Origin of the sequence: Methanothrix soehngenii GP6 (assembly GCF_000204415.1) — an archaeon.
Classification (GTDB): Archaea; Halobacteriota; Methanosarcinia; order Methanotrichales; family Methanotrichaceae; genus Methanothrix; species Methanothrix soehngenii.
This window is the reverse complement of the sequence record NC_015416.1, coordinates 2185830-2198164: the sequence shown is the minus strand read 5'-3', so window position 1 is coordinate 2198164 and position 12335 is coordinate 2185830. Positions and strand designations below refer to the sequence as shown.

At 53.8% G+C, this 12335-nt stretch carries 15 protein-coding genes, 1 tRNA gene and 1 pseudogene; 14 read left to right on the top strand and 3 right to left on the bottom strand.

Annotation, left to right across the window (positions count from 1 at the left end; all coding sequences use genetic code 11):
• Window positions 1–32 precede the first annotated feature (32 nt).
• Window positions 33–1247, bottom strand: a complete 1215-nt coding sequence (gene glmU / locus MCON_RS10920) for a bifunctional sugar-1-phosphate nucleotidylyltransferase/acetyltransferase (protein ID WP_013720022.1) — start codon at window positions 1245–1247, stop codon at window positions 33–35.
• A gap of 94 nt (window positions 1248–1341) precedes the next feature.
• Between glmU and MCON_RS10915 the strand changes: the two genes are divergently transcribed.
• Together MCON_RS10915 and istA are read left to right on the top strand one after the other, a co-directional pair.
• Window positions 1342–2025 (top strand): hypothetical protein, encoded by a 684-nt coding sequence (locus tag MCON_RS10915; protein WP_013720021.1) that lies wholly within the window; start codon window positions 1342–1344, stop codon window positions 2023–2025.
• Between the two features lie 39 nt (window positions 2026–2064).
• A pseudogene (istA, locus tag MCON_RS15715) lies at window positions 2065–2713 on the top strand (IS21 family transposase); the annotation flags it as partial.
• 506 nt (window positions 2714–3219) lie between these two features.
• On the opposite strand, the gene MCON_RS16415 reads toward istA, so the two are convergent.
• Window positions 3220–3411, bottom strand: a complete 192-nt coding sequence (locus tag MCON_RS16415; RefSeq protein ID WP_162145018.1) for a hypothetical protein — start codon at window positions 3409–3411, stop codon at window positions 3220–3222.
• Between the two features lie 67 nt (window positions 3412–3478).
• Window positions 3479–4750, bottom strand: coding sequence for a tripartite tricarboxylate transporter permease (locus MCON_RS10900; protein ID WP_013720020.1), 1272 nt, complete (start codon window positions 4748–4750; stop codon window positions 3479–3481).
• A gap of 299 nt (window positions 4751–5049) precedes the next feature.
• Here MCON_RS10900 and MCON_RS10895 point away from each other — a divergent pair, with 299 nt between their 5' ends.
• From MCON_RS10895 to MCON_RS10840, 12 genes are all read left to right on the top strand, one after another.
• Complete coding sequence (locus MCON_RS10895) at window positions 5050–5409, top strand: 50S ribosomal protein L18e (RefSeq protein WP_232844280.1); 360 nt, start codon at window positions 5050–5052, stop codon at window positions 5407–5409.
• 5 nt (window positions 5410–5414) lie between these two features.
• Entirely contained in the window at window positions 5415–5834 is a 420-nt protein-coding gene (locus MCON_RS10890; RefSeq protein WP_013720018.1) for a 50S ribosomal protein L13, read from the top strand.
• 10 nt (window positions 5835–5844) lie between these two features.
• Complete coding sequence (locus MCON_RS10885) at window positions 5845–6243, top strand: 30S ribosomal protein S9 (RefSeq protein WP_013720017.1); 399 nt, start codon at window positions 5845–5847, stop codon at window positions 6241–6243.
• Window positions 6244–6249: 6 nt separating this feature from the next.
• On the top strand, window positions 6250–6435 hold the full coding sequence (locus tag MCON_RS10880) for a DNA-directed RNA polymerase subunit N (protein ID WP_013720016.1): 186 nt from the start codon (window positions 6250–6252) through the stop codon (window positions 6433–6435).
• 3 nt (window positions 6436–6438) lie between these two features.
• A tRNA-Pro gene (locus MCON_RS10875) sits at window positions 6439–6513 on the top strand.
• 27 nt (window positions 6514–6540) lie between these two features.
• Entirely contained in the window at window positions 6541–6720 is a 180-nt protein-coding gene (locus MCON_RS10870) for a DNA-directed RNA polymerase subunit K (protein ID WP_013720015.1), read from the top strand.
• Window positions 6721–6752: 32 nt separating this feature from the next.
• On the top strand, window positions 6753–7355 hold the full coding sequence (gene rpsB / locus MCON_RS10865) for a 30S ribosomal protein S2 (RefSeq protein ID WP_048132379.1): 603 nt from the start codon (window positions 6753–6755) through the stop codon (window positions 7353–7355).
• Between the two features lie 4 nt (window positions 7356–7359).
• A complete protein-coding gene (locus MCON_RS10860; RefSeq protein ID WP_048132377.1) occupies window positions 7360–8148 on the top strand; it encodes an MEMO1 family protein in 789 nt (262 codons plus the stop codon).
• A gap of 12 nt (window positions 8149–8160) precedes the next feature.
• Window positions 8161–9114 (top strand): mevalonate kinase, encoded by a 954-nt coding sequence (mvk, locus tag MCON_RS10855; RefSeq protein WP_013720012.1) that lies wholly within the window; start codon window positions 8161–8163, stop codon window positions 9112–9114.
• 16 nt (window positions 9115–9130) lie between these two features.
• Window positions 9131–9883 (top strand): isopentenyl phosphate kinase, encoded by a 753-nt coding sequence (locus MCON_RS10850; RefSeq protein WP_013720011.1) that lies wholly within the window; start codon window positions 9131–9133, stop codon window positions 9881–9883.
• The gene (fni, locus tag MCON_RS10845; protein ID WP_013720010.1) at window positions 9880–10977 is read left to right on the top strand and encodes a type 2 isopentenyl-diphosphate Delta-isomerase; all 1098 of its coding nucleotides are present in this window, start codon (window positions 9880–9882) and stop codon (window positions 10975–10977) included. Before MCON_RS10850 ends, fni begins: the two co-directional genes overlap by 4 nt.
• Window positions 10974–12311 carry an RNase J family beta-CASP ribonuclease gene (locus tag MCON_RS10840; RefSeq protein WP_013720009.1) on the top strand — a complete coding sequence of 446 codons (1338 nt, stop codon included), beginning with the start codon at window positions 10974–10976 and terminating at the stop codon, window positions 12309–12311. The genes fni and MCON_RS10840 overlap by 4 nt, the downstream gene beginning before the upstream one ends.
• Window positions 12312–12335: the final 24 nt, after the last annotated feature.

The window sequence follows — 12335 nt, the reverse complement described above, 5'->3', positions numbered from 1 at the left end:
GTGCTCATCTTCACCCTTGAAAAGGCTTGTCACTAAAGCCCATTATCTTTCATTTCTGGAGATATATGGCCCCGTATGACCTCTGCAGGCTTGCCCCAGTAGCCGGCCTCAATCACCGTTCCCGGATAGATTGAGGTGTTGATCCCGGTCATGACTCCATGGCCCATGATCACACCAAGCTTGCGCCTGCCGCTGTCTACCTTCTCCCCTTTGAGATATGACTTAATGCTACCCTTATCGTGGCGCAGGTTTGAGCAGATGGTCCCTGCGCCGAAGTTGCATCTCTCCCCGATGATGCTGTCTCCCACATAAGAGAGGTGGCCGATCTTGGTGCCATTCATAATGGTGCTGTTCTTGATCTCCACGGCATTGCCTATTCGGACGTTGTCCCCTATGCAGCATGTAGGCCGGATATAGCAGTTGGGCCCGATCTCCGAGTCCTGGCCGATCATAACCGGTCCCTCGATATATGATCCAGAGCGGACGACTGTTCCCCTGCCGATGGAGATCTTTCCTTTCAGGGTCGCTCCCTCTTCCACCTCTCCTAAGATCCGGGGCTCGACCTGAGCGAGCAGCGCAAGATTAGCCTCCAGGATATCCCAGGGCCGGCCGATCTCCAGCCAGCTGTTCAGCTCTACGATCTCTATGGCCTCTTTGTTTGCCGCCCGGTTCAGGCCGTCTGTCAGCTCGTACTCGCCCCGAGTGGATTTGGGTATTAACCGCAGCTCATCGAAGATCCATTTCTTGAAGAGATAGATGCCTGCATTGGCCAGGTTTGAGGGAGGATCTTCGCTCTTCTCCACCACCGACTGGAAGATGCCGTCCTCCTCCAAAAAGACGCCATACCTGCCTGGGTCATCGACCTTGATCGCCGAGACCGCCATACCCTTGGCAGCCAGCTCCTTCAGTGCGCCAATATCGGGAAGAACGTCCCCATTCAATACCATGAAACTGTCCTCGGCCAGGCTCTCCGCCGCCATCAGCGCATGGGCAGTTCCCAGCTGCTCATTCTGGTGAGCATATTCTATCTTCACCCCGAGGCTCCGGCCGTCCTGGAAATGATCCCGCACTGAGTCGGCGCCGTAACCCACCACCAGAACGAACCTATCAATTCCTGCCTCTTTGGCCCGGAGAACGATATGCTCGAGAAGTGGTCTGCCAGCTATTGGGAGCATGACCTTTGGCACCCCTGCGGTCAGTGGGCGCATCCTGCTTCCTTCTCCCGCGGCGAGAATGATCGCTTGCATTGTCTAACCCTGAGATCTGAGGATGCAAGGGGGATAAAAATGCTTCTGCAAAAAAACCGAAAAGGCTTTACGGTTATTTGTCCCAGAGGTCCTCATGTTGGATGAGTTCGCCCGCTATACCGCCCTGCAGCGCGATCAAATGCCTCTGGCAATGCTGCTCGTCTATCTTAAGAGGAAGGGGGGGTTTGTGCAGCTGAACCAGATCTGGCGGGAGCTGGGGCCCACCGGCGGGGGACCATTCTGGAACCAGACCACCCTCATCAATAAGCTGGACAAGCTGGAGAGGTTGGGGGTAGTGGTCATGGAGAAGAGAATCCTCCCCTCTCCCCGTGCCGAGGCTAAGAAGAAGACCAACACCTTTTACCGGCTCAGTCCGGCCACACCCCTATATCCCTACGTCTATGGCATGCTCAAGATCTACAAAGAAGAGCAGGACCGATACTCCTCCCAGCTGGTTGACAAGCCCTTAGACCATCTCTGTCGCCTGGCGGGAAGGTCGAGTGCGTCCGATCCCCTCATCGGCAGGGAGCTGGAGGTGGCGAAGGAATTGATATCCGAGGTCTTCAGCGTGGGCGGCGATGAGGTGCGGATGATGATCAAGGAGAGGATGGTCCGCAAGGGGATGATACGGGATCGAAGAAGGGCCTCGCCAGAGGAGAAAACGGAGGAAAAGGCGAAAGCCGAAAAAAAGGAGGGCGGGAAGGTGCAGGTCGGGAAGGCTAAAAGGCCGACCCGGAGGAAGAGGAAAGAGGCGCCCGGACAGAAAGAGAGTGAGTGATCAGCTCTCAAACAATGTCTTGGTGATGATTTTCTCGCCATAAGGCAAGATCATCACCCTGATCATCTCCCTCTCGATAAGCAGTCATTCGACAAAGATTTGAGCATCAGCGAGATCGTCAGACAGACTGGACACAGCCGGGTTACGGTGCGGAAGTATCTGAATTCGCAGGTCCCTCCTTTGACCCAGAAGAGATCCCGGAAGCCAACCAAACTGGATGACCTCAGGGAATACATAATCGATAAACTCAAAGAGTGCCCTCTTTCTGCTAGCCGCATTTATCGTGAAATCCAGGATAGAGGATTACAGGAAAATATACAATTGTTAAGGATTTCGTGCATGAAGTCCGACCTAAGATCGGAGTTCCAGCGATATACGATACGAGACCAAACCAGGAATTCAAGCTCAGGTTGATTGGGCCGAATGCGGTTATATCGATATCGGTGGAGACAAAAGGAAACTCTACTGTTTCACCATGGTTCTTGGTTATTCGCGAATGAGATATGCCGAATTTCCTCTGCGAATAGACGTTTATTCCCTCATCCAATGTCACATAAATGCGTTTGGGTATTTTGAAGGTTATCCGCAAGATCTTCTATATGATAACATAACACAAATCGTGAAAAAGCAAGCCCTAAAATCATCGAATTCCACCTGGAATTCTCATTTCCAGGACTTTTTCGAGCATTAAGGATTTATTCCCCGTTTGTGTCGTCCCTATCGACCCCAGACCAAAGATTTTGAGACGGGATTTGGTATTTTTTCATACTCGCAATGTATTGAGATAGATCGAATTTGCGCTTTAGATAAGACCTCGGAGAGTCGGATTCTATAATATCTTTCAGATAGGTCCGTTGTGATACACTCTCTGCCAATTCTCCAAAGTATCGTGGCAAATGGAAGGCAAAAATTATAGTTCTCCTGGGCATAGGAAAATTGCAGTTCGGACATTGGGGAATCTTTGTGAAGATATAAATCAAATATATGATGCCCAGACCCCGAATAAAATCGCTCCATCTGCAATGTATATTCGGCTTTGCCCTCTCTTTGCAATTCTTACAAAGCACCATATATCCTCGATTTATTGTTTTCAACACCAATCTAACAGGCGATTCGCATGGAGAGCCTTTGAGATGAAGGTTCAGGCGGCATCTTAAGGTTCTTAAATAGCCCCTAACTTGCCTAATATTATTACTAATAGGATTCGATAGTATTTAAAATATCGTATATGTTTAGCTGGCTAGTCTTGCGGTTAGCATTTGGAGACACCCCAATCCTCTCTGCCCTATTATTTATCGGCTCCACGTCAGGATTGAGAATGAACGTGAACCAGTAGTCAAACCCTATGCTGATTTTGCCGATGAATTTCCGGACCTTCCCTTCCAAGCACTCTCTATCTGGAAAATTTTTCGGAGAGGACGCCGCAATATGAAGCATCCAAATTATATTTCCGTCAAATATACATCACGATCAGGGGCAGCATCAATACTCCCATGGCATGGATCCGGTGGATGCCTGCCACTGGGGCGATCAGCCCCACGATGGTGGAGAGGAAGAAGACGAACAGGCCGAAGATGCCGGTGAAGGCATAGGTCATTGCCAGCAGGAAGACCAGCACAATGATGCAGAGCCTGGGGTAGTTCAGGCTGGATATGCTCCTGGCAGCCAGCTGGGCAGCGGCGATGGTAGCCAGATATGATGCCAGGACCACAATCACTGCCATAATCATCATCTGAGCCATGATGTTCTGGTCCAGGGTGAGGAGCTGCTGGATGGCTGCCGCAGCCCCGCTCCTGGGCCGGTCTATCACATAGAGGGCGACGAGCGAGAATAGGGCATTGGCCGAGTTCACCCCGGCGATGGAAACCAGAAATTCCTCTGCAGTGCCGGGGGACCCCAGGCGGGCGGCGATCGAGGCCACTGAGGGCGAGACTCCTGGAATCCAGGCCACCAGCGATCCGCCCAGGCCGCCGGACAGTACTGCCTTGGCAATGGTTGGGCCCGGCATCTTGATTTTGCTCTCCGTCTGCTTGGGAATCTGGACCTTTGTGGTGAGGCTCAGGATCAGGGATGAGGCTCCGAAGATCCCTGATAGGAGGGGGAGGAGAACCTGTGGCTCGAGATCCAGTGGGGAGTATAGCAGATCTTCATGCTCAAAGGCGAATATGCCCAGAACGCCGCTGGTCAGAAAGAGCATCCCTGCGATCAATTTATACTTCCAGTGAACCAGACTGCCCTGGCCCTCGATCCACGGTCCCCTCTCGGACTTGATCATCATCAGGGAGATGGCCAGGAGGAGAACGCCTACATACTTGACCAGGTAGTCGTAGTAGCTGGAGATGATCCAGGATAGGGGATAGACCAGGAGAAGGGCGAAGGCGATCGAGCCCGCGCTTCCCAGGGCCGAGAGGCGAACCGCCTCAATCCCCCGGCCCTCCAGCATCAATCTCTGGCCGGGAAGAACGGAGAGGGCGGTCTCTGAGTCAGGTGCTCCCAGGAATATCGCCGGGATAGCATCGAAGAACGTTTGGGAGATGCTGGCGGCGAGGATTATGGAGGCCATCTGAAAGGGAGTCAAGCCGAGGAGGAGGAGCTGGGGAGAGATGGCCAGGAGCATGGAGGCGAAGTTGTTCAGATGCAGGCCGGGTGTCAGGCCGCTGATGATCCCCAGGGCAAATCCTAAAGCTACACAGAACGCGAGGGTCATGTCGATGAATTCGATCATTAAATTCGCCCAGACTAACTTAGCCTTAATTTATAATAAGTCTTCGACGGAGCATGCTGGAATATAATATCAAAAGCAATAATATCCTCAGCAAATATTATCAGCTAATACTATCAGCTACTTTCATCAGCTGATAGGCCCCGCAGCCAAATATCCCCCTAGCAAACCCTTAAATACTGGTGGATTGTCGAGCTACATATTCCGCACAGGGATTATTATGCCCTGGGCGCATGAACCACATGGTTCGAACGCGCACAAGACGCGTGAGTCGGCCTATTTCGGCCATGCGGAGGATTCAAATGACGTTTGAGAAGACAAACCCAAGGATAGTCCGCCTTATCGGCGAATTGAAGGCAGCCACCCGTGATACGGGCGCTCCCCTCTGGCGTGATATTGCCCGGAGATTGGAGAAGCCCAGTCGCAACTATGCTGCTGTGAACCTTAGCAAGATCAACAGGCACACCCAGTCAAATGATACTGTTCTCGTGGCCGGAAAGGTCCTGGCCTCAGGCAATCTGGAGCACAATGTAACCGTGGCTGCCCTCAACTTCAGCAGCCAGGCCATGTCCAAGATTCAGCAAGCTGGCGGCAGGTGCATGCGGATAGAGAACCTGATGCAAGAGCACCCCAAGGGATCGGGCATTAAGATTTTGAGGTGAGAGCGATGTTAGTAGTAGATGCAACTGGATTGGTCCTGGGGCGCTTAGCAAGCGTCACCGCCAAGAGCCTCCTGGCAGGAGAAGAGGTCAATATCGTCAATGCCGAGAAAGCTCTCATCACCGGGGACAAGGAGCACATCTTTACGGATTACGGTCAGACTAGGGCGCGTGGCGGCAAAGAGAGAGGCCCCTACTTCCCCCGACGACCGGAGATGATCCTGAAGAGGACGGTGCGGGGCATGCTTCCCTACAAGATGAGGCGGGGAAGAGATGCATTCTCCAGGCTCAAGATCTATGTGGGCATTCCCAGAGAGTTCAAGGGAATGGAGTTATCCCAGCCTGATGCTGCTAAGATGAGAACTGAGAGCAACAACAAGTACATCGAGCTTGGCGCCTTGAGCAAGAGGCTCGGAGCAAACTTCTGAGAGGTTCAATATGAAGATTATTAATACCTCTGGCAAGAAAAAGGCGGCAACTGCAAGGGCCACTCTGAAGGAAGGAAAGGGCATCGTGCGTATCAACAAGGTGCCTCTGGATATCCACGAGCCCAGGCTTGCCAGACTCAAGATTCAGGAACCGGTCGAGATCGCCGGAGACCTATTAAAAGGAATGAACATCGATGTCGTCGTCAGTGGCGGCGGGATCATGGGGCAGACTGACGCCGTCCGCACAGCAATTGCCAAGGGCATAGTAGAGTGGACGGGCGATACGGCACTGAAAGAGGCCTATTCCGAATACGACCGAAATCTTCTCGTCAGCGATCACCGCCAGAAAGAGAGGAAGAAGTTCGGTGGCCCTGGTGCCAGATCCAAATACCAGAAGTCCTACAGGTGAAACTGCTTGATACCAGTCAGGTGCTTTTCCTGCGGCAGAGTGATATCCCATGTATGGGAGGAATACCGGGAGCGCATCAAGACAGAGCCTCCCGGCAAAGTCATGGATGACCTGGGAATAGACAAATATTGCTGCAGGCGTATGCTGCTCTCCCATGTGGAGATAGTAGATACCCTGAGGCGGTACCAGTAGAAGGGGGTTGTAGGGTAGCCTGGTCCATCCTACAGCGTTCGGGACGCTGTGACCTGAGTTCGAATCTCAGCAACCCCATCATACTCTTCCTTTTGAGGTGGCTATTTGAAGGGCGAGAAATATACCAGATATGAACGTGCGCGCATCGTAGGAGCACGAGCTTTGCAGGTTTTCATGGGCGCTCCAGTATTGATCGATACAAATCATACCGACCCTCTTGAAATAGCGCTTGAAGAGATGAGACTGGGCGTAATTCCCATCACCGTAAAACGCAATCGCTATTAAGGTAGGTGAATTAGTTGGAAGAAGATGAGGTGATGACGGTAGCGGGAGAATATGAGACTCTCATACCGATAGATGAGTACCTCGCCGCGGGCGTACATATTGGTACTCAGCAGAAGACAAATGATATGATGCCTTACATTTACCGGGTAAGGTCAGACGGGCTCTATGTCCTGGATGTTCAATCCACAGATAAGCGCATCCGCCTGGCCGCCAAGTTCCTGTCCAAATACGATCCGACAAATATTCTGATTGTATCCGCCAGGCAGTACGGCCAGAGGCCTGCCCTGATGTTCGCCAAGGCTACAGGAGCAACGGCAAATGTGGGACGCTTCGTGCCCAATACCCTGACCAATCCGGCCTTTCGGGGATTCATAGAGCCGGATGTGATCATTGCCACTGATCCCAGCGGGGACGCTCAGGCGGTAAATGAGGCGGTTGATGTGGGGATACCAGTGATCGCCCTGTGCGATACCAACAATATGACCTCAAATGTCGACCTGGTTATACCCACCAACAACAAGGGCAGAAAGGCTCTCACTCTGATCTACTGGCTCCTTGCTCGCCAGGTGCTGCGTGAGAGTGGACAAGAGGACCGGTTCAAGTACACTATCTCGGACTTCGAGATGGAGTTCTGAGTCCGTGAGGCCTCCAGCTGTTGCCGGCCAGTTCTACCCAGGTAGCTCAGCGGAGCTTAGGCGCCAGCTGGATGAATTTATGCCTCCTGTAGAGGAGATGCCAATAGTGGGCGGCGTGGTCCCCCATGCCGGATATGTCTATTCTGGCCGGATTGCCGCAATGGTCTACTCCCGCTTGCCAAAGAGAGAGACCTATGTGATCCTGGGGCCTAACCATCATGGCTTAGGATCTCCGGTAGCACTATCTCGCGATTCATGGAGAACTGCTCTGGGGGTGGTCACGCCAGACCTCGAGCTGGCCGATCTTCTGACCGGGAGCATCATCGACCATGATGAGGCCGCTCACCAGCATGAGCACTCAATTGAGGTGCAGATTCCATTTCTTCAGAAACGGTTTGAGGATTTCAAGATCCTCGCCATCTCCATGGGAATGCAGGATGAGGAGACGGCAGTAGAGGTGGGCGAGGAGATCGCCCGGGCGGCCTTGAAGCTTGGGCGAAAGTGCACCGTGATTGCTAGCAGCGATTTTACCCATTATGAGCCAAGGGAAGTGGCAAGAAAGGTGGATTCACAGGTCATTGAGGCCATCCTGAATATGGATATCCCCCAGATCTACTCCCGGGTCTACCGCTTTAATGCATCCTCATGTGGCATCGGACCGATTGCGGCAACCATTGCCGCCTCTCGCCTCTTGGGGGCCAGCAGCGGCAAGCTGCTCTGCTACGGCACAAGTGGGGACGTGAGCGGCGACTATAGCCAGGTAGTAGGATACGGAGCGATTGTCTTCACCTGAAGAGGGCTTCTCATGACGATGGCATCGGCTCCCGGCAAAATCATCCTCTTCGGAGAGCATGCCGTTGTCTCCGGCACTGCCGCATTGGGAGGAGCCATAGATCTGCGAGCTAGGGCTATTGTGCAGAGCCTGCCGGGAAGGATTTTGATAGAGACTGACGACCTTTCACTACGAGGTTTTTCTCTGGATCTCTCTACCGGGGAGATCAGGTCAGCCAGTGCGGCCTATGCTACCAGATATGTATCAGCTGTTTTAAAGGAGCTTGGTGCAAGGGATGTTAGGGTCATGATCGAGTCGGACATCCCGCCGGCAGCGGGTCTCGGATCATCGGCGTCCATAGTGGTTGCCACGGTAGCTGCTCTAAACGGTCACCTGGGCCTGGAATTATCACAAAAAGAGATTGCAGCTCTCTCCTACCGCATAGAGAAGGAGGTTCAAAAGGGGAGAGGCAGCCCCATGGATACTGCTCTGGCCACATATGGCGGCTACCAGAGGATTGCAGATGACAACCAGCGTCTCGATCTTCCACCTTTAGAGATGGTGGTGGGATACACCAGACTGCCTCATGATACCTTTTCCCTGGTGGAGAAGGTCCAGCTCTTAAAAGAGCGCTATCCAGACCTGGTGGGTCCCATATTCCAGGCCATAGGAGCCATATCCGAGAGGGCTGCTCCTCTGATCCGAGAGCAGAGACTGAAAGATCTGGGCGAGCTGATGGACATCAACCATGGCCTCTTGGAGGCCCTGGGGGTGGGCTCCAGAGAGCTGTCCGAGCTAGTCTATGCGGCGAGGAATACCGGAGGAGCCTTAGGGGCCAAGCTGACGGGAGCGGGAGGAGGAGGATGCATGATCGCCCTTCCCGGGATGGCCGGAAAGGATGCATTATTGGTGGCCTTGAGGCAGGCCAGAGGAATGGCATTTGCAGCTATGATGGGCTGTGAGGGCGTCCGGCTGGAGGTTGCGTGAGTCGGGAGGGCGAGCAATGGTTCGGGTCTTGAAGATCGGAGGAAGCATTCTGACCGATAAGAGCTGTGAGAGAGGCGCCCTGCCCATGGAGATTGAGCGGGTGGCCAGAGAGGTCGCCTCCAGGCCCCACGATCTGGTGCTGGTGCACGGAGCAGGGTCATTTGGACATATTCCTGCCAGACAATATGGCCTGCCACAGAGGTTCAGTCCGGAGGGCTTGAGGGTGACCCATGAGTCGGTGGTCAGACTGAACCGTCTGGTGCTCGAGGCCCTGGCCAAAGCAGGGGTCGGGGCCCTGCCCGTCCACCCCTTATCCTGCTTGATCCTGTCCGGAGGAAGAATAGAGAGCTTTGCCACTGAGCCGATAAAAAAGATGCTGGAGGATGGCATTATGCCCATATTGCATGGTGATGTGGCCATGGACTTGACTCAGAGGGCAGGGATAGTATCCGGGGACCAGTTGGTAAGCCATCTGGCCAGAGCTCTCAAGGCAGAGATTGTGGCCGTGGGCTGCAATGTGGATGGGGTACTGTTCTCTGGCCGTCCCATGGCAGAGGTCAAGAGATCGGATCTTCCGTTAATTGAGGGAGCCATCGGAGGAAGCGCAGGTATTGACGTCACCGGCGGGATGAAGGGAAAGCTGGATGAATTACTGGACCTGGCAGATATGGGCATGAGCTCAATGATATTCAATGCCTCCAAAGAGGGGAACATCGTGCGGGCTCTGCGGGGCGAGGCCATAGGGACCAAGGTCTGGAGGCCGGATTGACCACCTCCAGTCGAAAGCTCGATCATATCAGAATCTGTCTGGACAATCCTGTGGAGTCTGAGGGAGTGGTGGCTAGGTCCTTTGATGATCTGGTGCTTGTCCATAAGGCTCTGCCGGAAATCGACGAGGCAGATATCGATACTTCCTGCCGGTTTTTGGGAAGAAAGCTATCAGCACCACTCATGATCAGTGCTATGACCGGAGGCCATCCCAGCGTCAAGGAGATCAACGTAAATCTAGCTCTGGCTGCATCCGAGCTTGGCATAGCCATGGGAGTGGGCTCGCAGAGGGCAGCTCTTGAGGAAGAGAGCCTGAAGGATACCTTCTCAGCGGTGCGGGATGCCGCTCCCGATATTCCGATCATCGGAAACATCGGCGCGGTGCAGCTGAAGCGGTCCGGACCCGGGATTTTGGATCAGCTGGCAGAGATGATAGATGCCGATGCTATCGCCGTTCATCTGAACTTCCTCCAGGAGAGCATTCAGCCGGAGGGGGATCGAGATGCCTCCGGGGTGGTCAAAGTGTTAGGAGAGGCAGCAAATGGATCAGTGCCCATAATCGTCAAGGAGACGGGGGCGGGCATATCCAGGGAGACGGCTGCCAGCCTGGCAGATGTGGGAGTCAAGATGATAGACGTATCCGGGCAGGGGGGCCTCTCCTGGGCCGGAGTTGAGACCTACCGGGCAGCTGAGATCGGCGATTGTGACCTGGAGGAGATGGGAAGGCTGTTTTGGAGCTGGGGAATTCCTACTCCTGTGAGCATCGTCGAGTGCCGATCTATCGGCCTGGACGTCATCTCCTCGGGAGGGATCCGGAGCGGCCTGGATGTTGCAAAGAGCCTCTCACTGGGGGCGAGCCTTGCCGGGACTGCCCTTCCCATGCTTAAACCGGCAACAAAAGATGCAAAAGCCGTGGTCAGAGCCATGAGCCCGTATCTGCGCGCTCTGAGGATCTGTATGTTCCTCACCGGTTGCAGAAGGGCTGGGGAGCTGAAAGGAGTCCCTCTTGTGGTTCTAGGAAGGACCAGAGAATGGCTTGGGGCCCGGGGTTATGATTTGAATGAGTTTTCTGCTTATAGAGAGTTGACAAAATGAAAGATATTGCGATAATCGCCGTCGGCGGCTATAATGAGATCGGCCGCAACATGACTGCGATAAGGATAGGAAAAGATATTGTAGTAATGGATATGGGGATCAGGCTGGATCGGGTGCAGATTCATGAGGATACCGATGTAGAGTCCCTGCATGCCGCAGACCTGATCAACATAGGCGCCATTCCCGATGACAGCATAATGGAGAACGTTGATGGAAAAGTCAGGGCCATCGCCTGCACTCATGGTCACCTCGATCATATCGGAGCCATATCCAAGCTGGCTCATAAGTACCATGCTCCGATAATTGCCTCTCCGTTTACGGCAGACCTGATAAATCAGGAGATCAAGTCGGAGAAGATCTTCGGGGTGAACAATCCCCTGAAGACCATGAACGCTGGAGAGCGTTTTCAGGTTACGCCGGATATCGATCTGGAGTTCGTGCGGGTACAGCACAGCATTGTGGACTGCGTGTTTGCCGCCATTCACACTCCCAAAGGGATTATTCTCTATGCCAATGACTTCAAGATCGATCGATCGCCGACATTGGGTGAGCCGCCAGACTTTGCCCGGCTGAGGGCCTTGGGAAAGGAGGGGGTGCTGGCTCTCATCACCGAGACCACCAATGCCGCCATCTCCGGAAAGACGCCGTCCGAGCAGATAGCCAAGGACCTGGTGATGGACGTTCTTATCGGCACAGAGGAATCCAGGTCTGGGGTCATGGTCACCACCTTCTCCTCCCATATCGCCCGGATCAGAGCGATAATCGAAGCAGCTCATAAGATGGGGAGAAAGCCGGTGCTCTTAGGCCGGTCCATGGAGAAGTACTGGGGTACGGCAGTGCGGACCGGTTATGCCCAGCAGGGGGAAGTCTCAGTCTTTGGAAGGAGAAAGTCGGTGGACAAGGCCCTGAAGAGGATCATGAGCGAAGGCAAGGACAAGTATCTGCCCATCATGACCGGCCATCAGGGTGAGCCGGGGGCGATATTGAGCCGGGTGGCCAATGGAGAGACCGACTTTCTGGTGGATTCCGGAGATCGAGTGATCTTCTCCGCAGGAATCATTCCCCAGCCTCTGAACGAGTCCAACCGCCATACTGTGGTGACCAAGCTAAAGATGAGAGGAGGCAGGATCTACGATAATGTGCATGTCTCCGGGCATGCCTGTCGGGAGGATCACTGGGAGCTGTTGCGGATGATCAATCCGGAGCATGTCATACCGAGCCACGGGACACTGAGGAGTCATGGCAGCTATCTGATGATGGCTGAGGAGACGGGCTACTCTCTGGGATCAAATATCCATCTAGTGAGGAACGGCCAGGAGCTTCTCATCGATTGAAGCTCAATTTAAATAGAATCAAGG